The organism is Saccharopolyspora erythraea NRRL 2338 (assembly GCF_000062885.1).
Taxonomy (GTDB): domain Bacteria; phylum Actinomycetota; class Actinomycetes; order Mycobacteriales; family Pseudonocardiaceae; genus Saccharopolyspora_D; species Saccharopolyspora_D erythraea.
Genome location: NC_009142.1, coordinates 2,456,420 through 2,470,767 on the forward strand (window position 1 = coordinate 2,456,420; position 14,348 = coordinate 2,470,767).

A 14,348-nucleotide genomic window follows, 5' to 3' on the forward strand; every position below is an offset into this window, starting at 1 on the left:
GCCCGTGGACGACCTCGACGTGCGGCCGCTGGCCGACTCCGAACACCGCCGTGCGCGCTCGCTGTTCATGCGCAGCCTGCACCGACCCGATGCAGACGACCAGTGGGAGAGCGTCGCCGGCCGCTACGAGCCGGGGCGGGTCCTCGGTGCCTTCGACGAGGGCGAGCTGGCCGGTACGACGATCTCGCTCGCGAGCTCGATCGCGGTGCCCGGTGGTGCCGTGCTGCCTTCGGCGGCGGTGACCGGCGTCGGGGTGCGGGCCGATCGCACGCGGCGCGGTGCGCTGCGGTCGCTGATGCGCAGGCAGCTCGCCGACGTGCGGGAGCGTGGTGAGCCGCTGGCGATGCTGCACGCGTCGGAGGCGGTCATCTACGAGCGCTTCGGGTACGGCGTGGCCACCCGCTCTCGCACCGTCTCGCTCGACCGCTTCCGTTCGGTGCTGCGCCCGGAAGCACCGACCGGTGGCCGGGTGCGGATGGTCGACGCGGAGAGCGCGGCCAAGCTCCTGCCGGAGATCTACCGGCGCATCGGGTTGTGCCGCACCGGGATGATCAGCCGCTCCGACGGCTGGTGGACGTCGTGGCTCGCGGCGCTGCGCGACAACACCGTCGCCGCAGTGCACAGCGACGACGACGGTGTCGACGACGGGTTCGTGCTCTACGAGGCCAAGGTCAACGACCACCGGTTCGACGACGGTGTCATCACGTTGCAGGTCCTCGACCTCCATGGAGCCGAGCCCGCGGCCGTGGCCGGGTTGTGGGGGTTCCTGCTGGGCCTGGACCTGTCCAACAGGATCGTGGCGATCAACCGTCCGGTGGACGAGCTGCTGGAGTGGTGGCTCACCGACCGCCGCCAGTGCCGCGTCACCTCGGTCGGTGACGACCTGTGGCTGCGGCTGGTGGACGTGCCCGCCGCGTTGTCCGCCCGCACCTACGGTCAGGCCGATCCGGTGGTGCTGGAGGTGCGCGACGCGTTCCTGCCGGAGAACTCCGGGCAGTACCGGATCGCACCCGGCGAGGTGCGGCTGTGCGGTGACCGCCCGCAGCTGAGCATCGGAGTCGACGCGCTCGCGTCGCTGTACCTGGGCGACGTCGCGGTGTCGGACCTCGTGGCCGCCGGTCGCGTCGCGGTGCACGACCCGTCGGCGGTCGCGGCGGCCGACCGGCTGTTCGCCACCGCCGAAACCCCCTGGTGCGGCACGTCCTTCTGACCAGCGGCGGCCTCGGCCGCCGTTTTCCCGGCTTGAAAATAAGTAGACCGACTGTCATATTTTTCTCGTGACCAAGGGCGCGAGAACGAAGCAGCAGATGCTCGACACGGCGATGGAGCTGTTCCAGCGGCAGGGCTACCACGCCACCGGCCTGAACCAGGTGCTCGCCGAGTCGGCGGCGCCGCGCGGTTCGCTGTACTTCCACTTCCCCGGCGGCAAGCAGCAGCTCGCCGCCGAGTCGGTGGCCGTGGCGGGCCGGCGGATGGGCGAGTTGATCGAGGCCGCGCTCGACCGGGCCGACGGGCCGCGCGAGGCGGTGAGCCTGGTCGTGGACGCCCTCGCCGCGATCCTGGAGGGCTCGGACTTCCAGCTCGGCTGCCCGGTGGCCACGGTCGCGCTGGAGGCGAGCGCGGCGAGCGAGGACGTCCGGGACGCCTGCCACGGCGCCTACGCCGCCTGGCTCGAAGCGCTCCGCGTCCGGTTCCTGCGCTGGGGGATCGCGCCCGAACGGGCCGGGGAACTGGCCACCGTCGCGCTGTCGATGCTCGAGGGCGCGTTGCTGCTGGCGCGGGTCCAGCGCGACGTATCCGCCCTCCGCACGGCGGCCGGCCAGCTCGCCGGCCTGCTGGAAGCGGCCCGCCAGTGACAACACCAGGAGGACAACCGATGCGCGTGCACCACCTCAACTGCGGGACGATGCGGCCGTGGGGAGGCGGTCTGGTCAACCGGGCGGGCGGCCTGCTCGGCGCCGCGAGGATGGTCTGCCACTGCCTGCTGGTGGAGACCGAGCAGGGGCTGGTGCTGGTGGACACCGGGCTCGGTACCAGGGACGTCACCACCGACAGGGACAAGCTCGAACGAAGCTGGCGGTGGCTCGCCCGCCCGGTGCTGGACGCCGGTGAGACCGCCGCGGCTCAGGTCGTGCGGCTGGGACACCGGCTCGAGGACGTGCGCCACATCGTGCTGACCCACCTCGACCGCGACCACGCCGGAGGGCTGCCGGACTTCCCGCACGCGCAGGTCCACGTGCTCGACGCCGAGTACCAGGCCATGCGCGACAACCCCGAGCGCGACCGATATCTCGGCCACCAGTGGCAGCACGGCCCGCGCTGGAACCCGCATCGCGGCGACGACGGCGAACGCTGGTTCGGCTTCGAGGCCGTGCGCGACATCCCCGGCCTGCCGCCGGAGATCCTGCTCGTGCCGCTGCCCGGCCACACCCGCGGGCACACCGCCGTGGCGGTGCGTACCGCGGACAAGTGGCTGGTGCACGCCGGCGACGCGTACTTCTTCCACGGCGAGATGGCGCAGCAGCCGTGGTGCACGCCGGGCCTGCGCTACTTCCAGCGGCAGATGCAGGTGGACGGGCCGGCGCGGGTGCGCAACCGGGCCCGGCTGCGCGAGCTGGCCATCGCCCACCCGGACGAGGTCGAGGTGTTCTGCGCCCACGACCCGGTGGAGCTGGAGCGCTACCGCGCCCACGATCCCGGTGAGCTGGAGCGTCACCGCGGCCACGACCCCGTCGACCCGGAGCGCTACCGCGCGCACGACCCCGTCGAGCTAGAGCGTCACCGCGGCCAGTAGCCGGTCGACGCTCGCGCCGAGGCCCCAGCGCTTCTGCAGCTCGACGACCCGCTCGTGGTCGACCGCCTTCGACGGCAGCGCGTCGTCGACGCGGTCGACCACGACCGGCGCGGTGTTGACGGTCCGCACCACGGCCGGGGCCGCCGCCAGGTAGTCGGCGGCGTCGGCCAGCAGGGCGCGCACCCGGGGCGTGACGCCGGTGCCCTCGACCGCCGCGGCCAGCAGCGCGTCGAGCGAGCCGAACTGCGTGATCAGCTTCGCCGCGGTCTTCTCGCCGATCCCGGCCACACCGGGCAGCCCGTCCGACGGGTCGCCGCGCAGCACAGCCATGTCGGCGTAGTCGTCACCGGCCCGGCCCGGAGACAGGCCGTAGCGCTCGGCGAGTTCCTCGGGCCCGTAGTTCTGCGCCTTCGACAGGCCGCCGCCGACGTAGATCACCCGCACCGGCGTGGGCTCGGTGCGCACCAACTGGAACAGGTCGCGGTCGCCGGTGACGACCTCGACGCGGTCCTGGGTCTCGCGGTGGGCCAGCGCGCCGATGACGTCGTCGGCCTCGAAGCCCTCGGCCTCGGCGGTGGCGATGCCCAGCGCGTCCAGCAGCTCCAGGATGACCGGGATCTGCGGGGTGAGCGTGTCGGGCACCTCCTCGGCGTCCGGGTCCTCCTCGGCGACCCGATGGGCCTTGTAGGAGGGCAGCGCGTCCACCCGGAACTGCGGCCGCCAGTCGTTGTCCAGGCAGGCGACCAGCCGCGCCGGCCGCCGCTCGGTGACCAGCTTCGCGAGCATGTCGCAGAACCCGCGCACCGAGTTCACCGGCGTCCCGTCGGGGGCGGTCAGCGAGTCGGGCAGCGCGAAGTACGAGCGGAACCACAGCCCCGCCGAGTCGATCAGCATCAGAGGACCTGTCACGGCTGACCAGCCTGTCACGGCATGTCCGGCCACGCCGCAGGGGTCGGTGCTTTCAGCGGTGCAGGACGTCGCGAGCGGCCTGCCTGGCCTGGGCCGGTTCGGCGGTGGCCACCGCGGTCCGCGCCGCCTGCTCGCAGGTCGCCATCGAGTGCTCGGCCAGCGACGCGCCGACCGCGCCGAGCGCGGCGGTGACCATCGACAGGCTCGTCACGCCGAGCCCGGCCAGGACACCGGCCAGCAGCCCGTCGGCGGCGGCCTCCCCGCACACCCCGACCGGCTTGCCGCGCTCGCGCCCCGCCCGCGCGACCAGCTCGACCAGGCGCAGCAGCGCGGGCTGCCACGGGTCGTTGAGCTGCGCCAGCGCGCCGAGCATGCGGTCGGCGGCGAAGGTGTACTGCGCGAGATCGTTGGTGCCGATGCTGACGAAGTCGACCGCGTCGAGGACCTCGGCGGCGCTCAGCGCGGCGGCCGGCACCTCGATCATGACCCCCGCCCTGGTGATGCCGGCCGCGCGCGCCCGCCGGGCGAACCACGCCGCCTCATCGGCGGTGGCCACCATCGGGGCCATCACCGAGACCTCGGCGCCGGTGTCGGCGGCCGCGCCGGCGATGGCTTCGAGCTGGCGGTCCACGATCTCGGGGCGGTCGAAGGCGACCCGGATGCCGCGCACGCCGAGCGCGGGGTTGGGTTCGTCGGTCGCGCTCAGGAACGGCAGCGGCTTGTCGGCGCCGGCGTCCAGGGTCCGCACGACGACGGGCTTGCCCGCGAACGGCGCCAGCGCCTCGGCGTAGGCGGCGCGCTGGGCTTCGACGCCGGGTTCGCTGGTGGCGGCCAGGAAGCAGAACTCGGTGCGGAACAGGCCCACGCCCTCGGCGCCCGCGGCGGCAGCGGCGGCCGCGTCGGTGGCGGAGCCGATGTTGGCCAGCACCTTGACCGGGTGCCCGTCGGCGGTGCGGCCGACGCCGTCCCACGGGCGCTGCGCGGGGCGCTGCGCCACCTGCACGGCCACCGGCTCGTCGGACAGCTCGACCTCGCCGGTGTCGCCGTCGACCCGGGCGCCCACGGCGCCGGCGGCGAGCACGCCGCGTGCCGCCACCACCGCGGGGATGCCCAGCGAGCGAGCCAGGATCGCGGTGTGCCCTGTAGGGCCGCCCTCCTCGGTGACCAGCGCGAGCACCAGCCGGGGATCGAGGTCGGCGGTGTCGGCGGGCGCGAGGTCGCGGGCGACGAGCACGGCCGGGCCGGACAGCTCCGGCACACCGGGCGGGGCGGTGCCGGTGAGCTCGGCGATCAGCCGGTCGGCCACGTCGCGAACGTCGCGCACCCGCTCGGCCAGGTACCCGCCCGCCGAGGCCAGCAGGGCGGCGAACTCCTCGGCCGCCTCGAACACCGCGCGCGGCGCGGGCAGGCCGCGCTCCCGCACCAGCTTCTCGGCGTTGGCCAGCAGCGTCGGGTCGCCGGCCATCGCGGAGGTGGTCTCCAGGATCGCCCGCGCCTCTCCCTTGACCGATTCCGCCCGCTCCGCCAGCCGCCGCGCCACGGCGGCGGCCGCCGGGCCGATGCGCGCGGCCTCCTGGTCGCGGTCGGCGGGGGCGGGTGTCGCCTTCGGCTCCGGCAGCGGCTCCTCGACGCGTGCGACGGGCCCGGACACCTGCCCGGGGCTGACGCCCACACCGTGCGCTGTCGTCGTGGTCATGTCCGCTCCTCGGGTTTCCAGCGGTTTGCTGTCCCTTGACAATATGGCAACAAAGGGCAGAATCAGGCAACACCAAACACATACCGGAGGCAAACGGGCATGTATGGGGCGGAACGGCAGCAACTGCTGGCGCAGCGTGCGCGCCGTGACGGCCGGATCGACGTGATGGCGGCTGCGGAGGAGCTCGCGGTGGCACCGGAGACGATCCGCCGCGACCTCGGCGCGCTGGAGCGCCAGGGGCTGGTGCGGCGCGTCTACGGCGGCGCCATCCCGGTGGAGCGACTGGACTTCGAACCAGGGGTATCCCAGCGGGACCAGACCAACGCCGCGGAGAAGGAACGCATCGCCAGAGCCGCCTTCGACCTCCTGCCCAACCGGGGCACCCTGCTGCTCGACGCGGGCACCACCACCGGCCGGCTGGCCGGGATGCTGCCCGCGGACCGGGAGTTCACCGTCGTGACCAACTCGCTTCCAGTGGCCGGCCAGCTCGCCGGCCGCAACCACTGCACCGTGCACATGCTCGGCGGCCGCATCCGCGGCACCACGCTGGCCTCGGTGGAGTCGTGGGCGCTCGACGTGCTCGACGGGCTCACCGTCGACGTCGGCTTCTTCGGCACCAACGGCTTCTCGGTCGACCGCGGCTGCACCACCCCCGACACCGCCGAGTCGGCGGTCAAGGCGGCGATGGTGCGCGCCTGCAGGCGCCGGGTGCTGCTGGCCGACCACAGCAAGTACGGCGACGACCAGTTCAGCCGGTTCGCCGAGCTGTCCGAGATCGACGTGCTCATCACCGACAGCGGGCTCGACGAGGCCGCCGTCGCCGAGCTGAGCGCGCAGACGGAGGTGGTGGCGGCGTGATCGTCACGGTGACCCCGAACCCGAGCCTGGACCGCACGATCCTGGTCGGGCACATGCAGCGCGGTGCGGTGCACCGGGCGAGCCGGGTGCGGCTGGACCCCGGCGGCAAGGGCGTCAACGTCGCCCGCGCGCTGGCCGCGGCCGACCGCCCGACCCTGGCCCTGCTGCCCTCGGGCGGCGCCGAAGGCGCCCGGCTGGCCGAGCTGCTGGCGCCGGAGGCTGTGCCGGTGGTGGAGGTCCCCATCAGCATGCCCACCCGCAGCAACGTCGCGGTCGTCGAAGCCGACGGCACCACGAGCAAGTTCAACGAGCCGGGCCCGGAGCTGACCGCTTCGGAGGTCGCGGCGCTGGAGACCAGGGCCGTCGAGCTCGCCGGCCGCGCCGACTGGCTGGTCACCTGCGGCAGCCTCCCGCGCGGCTGCCCCGACGACCTGCACGCCCGCCTGGTGCGCGCCGGCCACCGGGCAGGTGCCCGGGTCGCCGTCGACGCCTCCGGCCCGGCGCTGGCAGCGGCCTGCCAGGCCGGACCGGACCTGATCAAACCCAACCTGACCGAGCTGGCCGAGCTCGCAGGCCGCCACCTGCCCACCCTCGGCGACGTGCTGCGGGTCGCGCGCGAGGTGCGCGCCGGCGGCGTGGGGGCGGTGCTGGTCAGCCTCGGCGAACACGGAGCGCTGCTGGTCACCGGGACCGGCGCCTGGCACGCGCTCAGCACGGCAACCGCGGTGCTCAGCACCGTGGGAGCGGGAGACGCGACACTGGCGGGTTTCCTGCACGAGGGTGGCGACGGACCGGGTGCGCTGCGCACCGCGGTCGCCTACGGCACCGCCGCGGTCGGACTCGCCGGATCGCGGATGCCCCACCCGTCGGACCTGCGCACGGCGGCCGTCCGTGTGCACGAAGTGGACGAATCACTGAGCCTCACCGGAGCGGCGGCATGAGCACTGAACTGATCACCACCGAACTCGTCGACCTGGACCTGGCCGACGACGACCGCCGCGCGGCGGTGCGGTCGCTGGCCGAGCGGCTGGTCACCGCCGGACGCGTCACCGACCTCGACCGGTTCCTGACCGACGTCGAGGCGCGCGAGTCGCAGATGCCCACCGGTCTGGAAGGCGGCATCGGCATCCCGCACTGCCGGTCGGCTGCGGTCACCACCCCCACGCTCGCCTTCGGCCGCAGCACCGGGGGCATCGACTTCGGCGCCGAGGACGGCCCGGCCAAGCTGATCTTCCTCATCGCCGCCCCCGAAGGCGGCGGGTCCGACCACATGACCGTGCTGGCCGCGCTCGCGCGCCGGCTCGTGCGCGCGGAGTTCAAGCAGACGCTGCTGGAGGCCACCGACCCGGCGCAGGTCGCCGAGTACGTGCGCGAGGAGGTCACCCCATGAAGTTCGTCGCGGTCACCGCGTGCCCCACGGGCATCGCGCACACCTACATGGCCGCCGAGGCCCTGGAACAGGCGGCCAAGGCAGCCGGGCACGAGATCAAGGTGGAGACCCAGGGTTCGGCCGGGGCCAACTCGCTGTCGGCGGCCGAGGTCGCCGAGGCCGACGCGGTGGTGTTCGCCGCCGACGTCGGGGTCCAGGACCGCGACCGCTTCGCGGGCAAGCCCACCGTGGAGGCGACGGTCAAGCAGGCCATCAACGACGCCGCCGGTCTGCTGGAGCGGGCCGCTGCCGCCTCCGCCGAGGCCCCCGCGACAGCGGAACCGGCGCCGGGCGTGGCCCAGGCCGGGCCGGAGCTGGCGACCAAGGTCGTGGCGGGCGCCGGGATCGGCAGCAAGCTGCGGCAGTGGCTGATGACCGGCGTCAGCTACGTGATCCCGTTCGTGGCCGCGGGCGGCCTGCTCGTCGCGCTGAGCTTCGCCCTCGGCGGCTACCAGATCACCGACGCCCCCAGCGTCACCGAGCACTTCGACGCGGCCAGCCTGACCAGCTGGGCGGCGCTGGCCAACCAGATCGGCTCGGCGGCGATGGACTTCCTGGTGCCGGTGCTGGCCGGCTTCATCGCCTTCGCGATGGCCGACCGGCCCGCCATCGCACCCGGCTTCGTAGGCGGCGCGATCGCGGTCACCGTCGGCGCGGGCTTCCTCGGCGGTCTGGTCGCCGGTCTGCTCGCGGGTGCGGTCGTGGGAGCTCTGCGGCGCATCAAGGTGCCCAGGGCGGTCGCGGGCGTGATGCCGGTGATGGTGCTACCGCTGCTCGGCTCGCTCGTGGTGGGCGTGCTGATGTTCGTGGTCATCGGCGGGCCGATCGCGGGGGCGATGGCCGCGCTCACCGGCTGGCTCAACGGCCTGACCGGGGCGAACGCGGCGCTGCTCGGCGCCCTGCTCGGCGCGATGATCGCCTTCGACATGGGTGGGCCGATCAACAAGGTCGCCTACACCTTCGCCGTCGGCGGACTGACCACGGGCACCGAAACGTCCCTGGAGATCATGGCGGCGGTGATGGCCGCGGGCATGACCCCGCCGCTGGCGCTGGCGCTGGCCGCCACCGTGCGCGCCAAGCTGTTCACCCCCGCGGAGCGGGAGAGCGCACGACCGGCGTGGCTGCTGGGCGCCTCGTTCATCACCGAGGGCGCCATCCCCTTCGCCGCATCGGACCCGCTGCGCGTCATCCCGTCCATCGTGGTCGGCTCCACCGCCACGGGCGCCCTGTCGATGATCTTCGGCGCCACGCTGCGTGCCCCCCACGGCGGGCTGTTCGTGCTGCCCCTGGTCGGCCAGCCGTTGCTGTACCTGGTCGCCATCCTCGCCGGCGTCGTCATCTCGGCGGTGGCGGTGATCTTCGCCAAGCAGCTCGGGCGTGCACAGGCACCGGCCGACACCACCGCGGACGCCAGCGCCGTACCCGCGTGATCCGGACCCGTGGTGCGGCGGCCACCGCCGACTCCGGTGGTGGCCGCCGGGCGATCCGGTGATCCCGGCGGCCGCGGTCCGACGCGGCCGCCGGGGGTAGCGGTCCTGTGTGGACTGATCCGCAACCCACCTGCCAGCGCGCTCGCAGCACGTCGCCGAATTCCACCCCTCTGGAAAGCCAAACCTGATCTTTCCCGCTTGCGGGCGGACCTTCGTCCACTACGAACGTCGGCGGATTCCCCGCTCGCATCCGAAACCCGATGCCACACCGGCGGCTCAGGAACCCTCGTCGCCTGACAACAGAAGTGCTTCCCGAGTCCGCTGTGGAGGCCGAACGCGACCGGCGGGCTGACCCCCCGTCCCAACCCGCCGGTCGCCTCGGTTCCCGCTACCGCACTCCCAGCCCAGCCCAGTCCCGCCTCGTTCCCGTTGTTCCGCCCCCGTTACCCGCCCCGACCCGTCGTCCGTTATCGCTACCCCTCTTCCTCCCTCCAGTCGCGTCGGGGTCGTCCCCGCTCGCAATGTCCCTTTCTGAAAGGAGATCACGATGCAACGTCGCGTCACGATCGCTTCGGCGGTCGGCCTGCACGCCCGGCCCGCCTCGCTGCTGTCCCAGGCAGCGGGCGCCCAGCCGGTCGCCGTCCGCATCGCCAAGGTCACCGACGGCGTGGCCGGTGAGCCGGTCGACGCCGCCAGCGTCCTCGGCCTGATGACGCTGAACGCCCAGCACGGAGACGAGGTCGAGCTCTCCGCGCAGGGCGACACGGCCGAGTCCGTGCTCGACGAACTCGTCTCCATGCTCTCCCGCGACCTGGACAACGAACCCGTCAACGCCTGAGGGCAGGAGGAACGGATGCGGCACCACAAAGGAAAGTCGGCGTTCGAACTTCCGCGGCGGGGCTTCCTCGCCGGCGCGGGCGCACTGGTCGGCCTCGGCCTGACCGGCGCGGCGGCCCCGGCCTCCGCCCGCCCCCGTGGACGTACCGCCCAGTGGCGGCCCGCGGTGCACTTCACCCCGCGGCGCAACTGGATGAACGACCCCAACGGGCTCGTCCACCACCAGGGCGAGTACCACCTGTTCTTCCAGCACAACCCTGAGAGCAGCGACCACGCCAACCTCAGCTGGGGCCACGCGGTCAGCACCGACCTGTCCCACTGGGAGGAGCTGCCGGTGGCCCTCTTACCCGACGACCTGGGTGAGATCTACTCCGGCAGCGCGGTGGTCGACCACGACAACACCAGCGGTTTCTTCGACACCGAGCCCGGTCTGGTGGCGCTCTACACCAGCGCGGGCGAGACGCAGCAGCAAAGCCTCGCCTACAGCACCGACCGGGGCCACACCTGGACCAAGTACGAGGGCAACCCGGTCATCCCCAACCCGGGAGTCGCCGACTTCCGCGACCCGAAGGTCATCCGCTACGGCGACAAGTGGGTGCTCATGCTCGCCGCCGGTGACCGCATCGCCTTCTACGACTCGGCCGACCTCAAGAACTGGAACCGGATCAGCGAGTTCGGCGTGGGCCACGGCTCGCACGGCGGCGTCTGGGAGTGCCCGGACCTGTTCGAGCTACCGGTCGACGGCGACACCGGACGTACCCGTTGGGTGCTCATCGTCAGCATCAACCCGGGTGGACCAGCCGGAGGATCGGCCACGCAGTACTTCCTTGGCGACTTCGACGGCACCACGTTCACCTCCGAGGCGCCGCCGGAAGAGGTGCGGTGGGTCGAGGAGGGCGCCGACTTCTACGCGCCGCAGTCCTGGTCCGACGTCCCGGACCGGCGGATCTGGCTCGGCTGGCTGAGCAACTGGGACTACGCGAAGCAGGTGCCGACCGAACCTTGGCGCGGAGCGATGACCGTGCCGCGCACCGTCGGCCTGACCGAAACCGCATCCGGGGTCCGGATCACCCAGAACCCGGTGCCGGAACTGGAATCCCGCCGCGGCAAGCCGCAGAACTGGAGCGGCGTGATCTCCGAGCAGGGGCCCGCCCCGGAGTTCTCCGGTGCGGTGCTCGACATCGTCGCCGAGTTCCGCCTCGACACGGCCACGACGTTCGGTGTCGACGTCTTCGTGGGAGAGGGGCAGCGGACCCGCATCGGCTACGACGTGGCGGCGCGGCGGCTGTTCGTCGACCGCACCGCCTCCGGCACGTCGATCAGCCCGGGTTTCGCCGCGACGCACTCGGCCGAACTCCACCCGGACGGCGACGTTCTGCGGCTGCGGGTGCTCGTCGACCGCTCCTGCGTGGAAGTCTTCGGCGGGAGGGGCGAAACCGTGCTGACCGAGCTCGTCTTCCCAGGCGAGGGCGACCGCGTCCGCCCCTTCGCCACGGGCGGGCAGGTCAGGGTGGAGTCGCTGGAGCTGTACCCGCTGCGATGAGGACGCTGCCGCCCGGCCCGGCTGCCGTCTGACGCTGCCGCTCGGTCTGCTCGACCTCAGCGCTTGTTGATCAGCCTGGCCGACTCGGTAGCTGCCGCTCGGTCTGGTCGACCTTGGTAGTTGCCGCTCGACCCGGTCTGCCTCGAGCGCTGCCGCTCGGTCTGCTCCTCCTCGGGCGCTGCCGCGTTTGTCGGGGACGAGGACCGAGCGGCTCGCGCCGGGACCCGGCGGCGTCGTCCGACCAGGAGCCGAGCCATTCCCTCCCGCTCAAGGGCGGGGGCCGTGCTCTCCCGCCCAGGGGCGAGCCGTGCTCTCCCACTCAGGGGAGCGGACGGCCTTCCGTCCAGGTGACCGAGCGGCCCGCCCGTCCAGGTGACCGAGCGGGCCCGTCCGTCCAGGTGATCGAAGCGGCCGCCCGTTCCACCCGCGAACGAAACCGCCAAGAATTCCGTGCAGAGAATTCTTGGCGGTTTCGCCGTTGCGCGATGATCGAACGGCACGAGCGGGTACTGGACGCCAAGAGCCTGCGCGGACTCGCCCACCCGCTGCTCATCAGGCTCAAGCCCTTGCGATCATGCGACCCTGCGGAGCCGGTCAACAAAACCGCCGCCAACCCGACCCGCTCGTGTAGACGTCCACTTGGCGTCGATACGCCCCACCAGTAATCCGCCTCGGCGTCGATACGCCCCACCAGTAATCCGCCTCGGCGTCGATACGCCCCACCAGTAATCCGCCTCGGCGTCGATACGCCCCACCAGTAATCCGCCCCGGCGTCGATACGCCCCACCAGTAATCCGCCCCGGCGTCGATACGCCCCACCAGTAATCCGCCCCGGCGTCGATACGCCCCACCAGTAATCCGCCCCGGCGCCAATGCGCCCCTCCAGGAATCCGCCCCGTCGCGAGCACGACCCGCCGGGAAGCAGTCCATCGGCCGCCAGTACGTGCCCGCCAGGTATCCCGACCACCTGCCGGCGTGACAGATACCCCAGGGCAGTTCGGGGTCAGCCCAAGATCAAGTCGTGCTCGCCGGGCTTCCTCGCCCGAACGTGTGCATCGAGGTTGCCTCCCGCCGCGCTCCCTGAGCACCGCACCACCGCGTGCTCCAGCCAGCCTCTGCGTGTCTGACCAGGGGATTCGCCGGGCCGGGGCGGGAGTCCGGTCGGCGGCAGCGGCACCACCGACCGCCGCCATGGCGGGTGTGCCGAGCAGGATTAGGGTTAGCTCCATGGCCACCGTTTCGATGAAGCAGGATCCCTCCGTGCTCGCGGCCCGCCTCGGGCGCGCCGCCGAGACCGCAGCGGGCGCGGACCTCGACGCGCTGCTCATTTCACCCGGCTCCGACCTGCGCTACCTCATCGGCGCGGGCGCCGGGTCGTTCGAACGGCTGAGCTGCCTCGTGCTGCCCGCCGCCGGTCATGACGCCCCGCCCGCCCTCGTGCTGCCGAAGCTCGAGGAGCTCGGCTACGCCGACGTCCCGGCGAGCGAGCTCGGCATCGAGGTCGTGACCTGGGTCGACGGCGAGAACCCGTACGCCATCGTCACCGACCTGCTGCGCCGCGGTGGCGCAGCCCCCGCACGGGTAGCGGTCGCCGACGTAATGCCCGCGCTGCACACCTTCCCCCTGCGCGACGCGCTGCCCGGCGCCGAGCAGGTTCTCGCCGGTGGGGTCCTGCGCGAGCTGCGGATGCGCAAGGATGCCGCAGAGGTAGAGGCGCTGCGCAAGGCCGGGGCCGCCATCGACCGGGTGCACGCCCGGATGGCCGAATTCCTCAAGGCAGGTCGCACCGAAGCCGAGGTGGGCGCCGACATCACCGAGGCGATCGTCGCCGAAGGCCACGTCGAGGCCGCGTTCGTCATCGTCGGCTCCGGCCCCAACGGAGCCAGCCCGCACCACGCCCTCTCGGACCGCGTCGTGCAGGAAGGCGATGTCGTGGTCATCGACATCGGTGGCCCGATCGCCGAGGGCTACAACTCCGACTGCACCCGCACCTACGCAGTCGGCGAGCCGTCGCAGGACGACGTCCGCGACACCTACGCCGTCCTCCAGGCCGCCCAGCGCGCCGCAGTCGAGGCCGTCCGACCCGGCGTGACCGCCGAGTCCATCGACGCCGCGGCGCGCGAGCCGATCGCCGCCGCGGGCTTCGGCGACTTCTTCGTCCACCGGACCGGTCACGGCATCGGCTTGGACGTGCACGAGGACCCCTACGTCGTCGACGGCGACAAGACGGTGCTGGAACCTGGAATGGCGTTCAGCGTCGAGCCCGGCATCTACCAGCCCGGCCGCTGGGGAGCGCGGATCGAGGACATCGTCATCGTCACCGAGGACGGTGTGGAGAGCGTCAACAACCAGCCCCACGAGCTGATTGTGCTTCCGGCGTGAGCGACAGGGGAGGGACGCCAACCGGCGACTTGGAGGCGACCGACCGGGCGATCCTGCGGGAGCTCGCCCGCGACGGACGTTGCAGCTTCACCGAGCTCGCCGAGCGGGTCGGGCTGAGCGTCTCGGCGGTGCACCAGCGGGTTCGCCGATTGGAGCAGCGGGGCGCCCTGCAGGGCTACGTGGCCAAGGTCGACGGCGAGCAGATCGGTCTGCCGCTGACGGCGTTCATCTCGCTGACACCGATCGACCCGGCGGCCCCCGACGACTACCCGCAGCGGCTGGAGCACCTGCCGCAGATCGAGTCGTGCTACTCGGTGGCCGGCGACGAGTCCTACATCCTGCAGGTCCGGGTCGCCTCGCCGCTCGGCCTGGAGGACCTGCTGCGCCAGATCAGGGAAGCCGCGAAGGTCTCGACCCGCACCACGGTCGTGCTCTCGACCCCGTTCGAGAACCGCCCGCCGGAAATCTGA

Annotated in this window: 13 protein-coding genes; 11 read left to right on the plus strand and 2 right to left on the minus strand. The window is 72.6% G+C overall.

Translation table 11 applies throughout. The features are described from left to right. Nucleotides 1-4: 4 nt before the first annotated feature. The 3 genes from SACE_RS11085 to SACE_RS11095 all read left to right on the plus strand — a co-directional run bounded on the left by SACE_RS11085 (nt 5) and on the right by SACE_RS11095 (nt 2,794). Entirely contained in the window at nt 5-1,210 is a 1,206-nt protein-coding gene (locus SACE_RS11085; RefSeq protein WP_009945840.1) for a GNAT family N-acetyltransferase, read from the plus strand. Nucleotides 1,211-1,277: 67 nt separating this feature from the next. Continuing rightward, entirely contained in the window at nt 1,278-1,856 is a 579-nt protein-coding gene (locus SACE_RS11090) for a TetR/AcrR family transcriptional regulator (protein ID WP_011873617.1), read from the plus strand. Between the two features lie 20 nt (nt 1,857-1,876). Continuing rightward, on the plus strand, nt 1,877-2,794 hold the full coding sequence (locus SACE_RS11095; protein WP_009945837.1) for an MBL fold metallo-hydrolase: 918 nt from the start codon (nt 1,877-1,879) through the stop codon (nt 2,792-2,794). Here SACE_RS11095 and SACE_RS11100 read toward each other — a convergent pair. After that, complete coding sequence (locus SACE_RS11100) at nt 2,771-3,688, minus strand: 5'-3' exonuclease (protein ID WP_009945835.1); 918 nt, start codon at nt 3,686-3,688, stop codon at nt 2,771-2,773. The genes SACE_RS11095 and SACE_RS11100 overlap by 24 nt on opposite strands. A gap of 67 nt (nt 3,689-3,755) precedes the next feature. After that, nucleotides 3,756-5,399: a phosphoenolpyruvate--protein phosphotransferase gene (locus tag SACE_RS11105; RefSeq protein ID WP_009945833.1), complete on the minus strand. Its 1,644-nt coding sequence runs from the start codon at nt 5,397-5,399 to the stop codon at nt 3,756-3,758. Nucleotides 5,400-5,498: 99 nt separating this feature from the next. Between SACE_RS11105 and SACE_RS11110 the strand changes: the two genes are divergently transcribed. The 8 genes from SACE_RS11110 (at nt 5,499) to SACE_RS11145 (ending at nt 14,348) form a co-directional block, all read left to right on the plus strand. Then, nucleotides 5,499-6,257, plus strand: coding sequence for a DeoR/GlpR family DNA-binding transcription regulator (locus SACE_RS11110; protein ID WP_009945832.1), 759 nt, complete (start codon nt 5,499-5,501; stop codon nt 6,255-6,257). Further along, the gene (gene pfkB / locus SACE_RS11115; RefSeq protein WP_009945831.1) at nt 6,254-7,198 is read left to right on the plus strand and encodes a 1-phosphofructokinase; all 945 of its coding nucleotides are present in this window, start codon (nt 6,254-6,256) and stop codon (nt 7,196-7,198) included. The genes SACE_RS11110 and pfkB overlap by 4 nt, the downstream gene beginning before the upstream one ends. Then, nucleotides 7,195-7,647: a PTS sugar transporter subunit IIA gene (locus SACE_RS11120; protein WP_009945830.1), complete on the plus strand. Its 453-nt coding sequence runs from the start codon at nt 7,195-7,197 to the stop codon at nt 7,645-7,647. Before pfkB ends, SACE_RS11120 begins: the two co-directional genes overlap by 4 nt. Continuing rightward, complete coding sequence (locus tag SACE_RS11125) at nt 7,644-9,116, plus strand: PTS fructose transporter subunit IIC (RefSeq protein ID WP_009945828.1); 1,473 nt, start codon at nt 7,644-7,646, stop codon at nt 9,114-9,116. The genes SACE_RS11120 and SACE_RS11125 overlap by 4 nt, the downstream gene beginning before the upstream one ends. Before the next feature lie 547 nt (nt 9,117-9,663). Beyond that, nucleotides 9,664-9,954, plus strand: coding sequence for an HPr family phosphocarrier protein (locus SACE_RS11130; RefSeq protein ID WP_009945826.1), 291 nt, complete (start codon nt 9,664-9,666; stop codon nt 9,952-9,954). Nucleotides 9,955-9,969: 15 nt separating this feature from the next. Further along, on the plus strand, nt 9,970-11,496 hold the full coding sequence (locus tag SACE_RS11135) for a glycoside hydrolase family 32 protein (protein WP_009945824.1): 1,527 nt from the start codon (nt 9,970-9,972) through the stop codon (nt 11,494-11,496). 1,227 nt (nt 11,497-12,723) lie between these two features. Further along, nucleotides 12,724-13,878, plus strand: a complete 1,155-nt coding sequence (locus SACE_RS11140; RefSeq protein ID WP_009945822.1) for a M24 family metallopeptidase — start codon at nt 12,724-12,726, stop codon at nt 13,876-13,878. Then, nucleotides 13,875-14,348: an Lrp/AsnC family transcriptional regulator gene (locus SACE_RS11145; protein WP_031334399.1), complete on the plus strand. Its 474-nt coding sequence runs from the start codon at nt 13,875-13,877 to the stop codon at nt 14,346-14,348. Before SACE_RS11140 ends, SACE_RS11145 begins: the two co-directional genes overlap by 4 nt.

Bases quoted from the DNA above. Each gene is read 5' to 3' on its own strand.
- SACE_RS11095 (WP_009945837.1), top strand. From the start codon at position 1,877: ATGCGCGTGCACCACCTCAACTGCGGGACGATGCGGCCGTGGGGAGGC.
- SACE_RS11100 (WP_009945835.1), bottom strand. From the start codon at position 3,688: ATGCTGATCGACTCGGCGGGGCTGTGGTTCCGCTCGTACTTCGCGCTG.
- SACE_RS11105 (WP_009945833.1), bottom strand. From the start codon at position 5,399: ATGACCACGACGACAGCGCACGGTGTGGGCGTCAGCCCCGGGCAGGTG.
- SACE_RS11110 (WP_009945832.1), top strand. From the start codon at position 5,499: ATGTATGGGGCGGAACGGCAGCAACTGCTGGCGCAGCGTGCGCGCCGT.
- SACE_RS11120 (WP_009945830.1), top strand. From the start codon at position 7,195: ATGAGCACTGAACTGATCACCACCGAACTCGTCGACCTGGACCTGGCC.
- SACE_RS11125 (WP_009945828.1), top strand. From the start codon at position 7,644: ATGAAGTTCGTCGCGGTCACCGCGTGCCCCACGGGCATCGCGCACACC.
- SACE_RS11130 (WP_009945826.1), top strand. From the start codon at position 9,664: ATGCAACGTCGCGTCACGATCGCTTCGGCGGTCGGCCTGCACGCCCGG.
- SACE_RS11135 (WP_009945824.1), top strand. From the start codon at position 9,970: ATGCGGCACCACAAAGGAAAGTCGGCGTTCGAACTTCCGCGGCGGGGC.
- SACE_RS11140 (WP_009945822.1), top strand. From the start codon at position 12,724: ATGGCCACCGTTTCGATGAAGCAGGATCCCTCCGTGCTCGCGGCCCGC.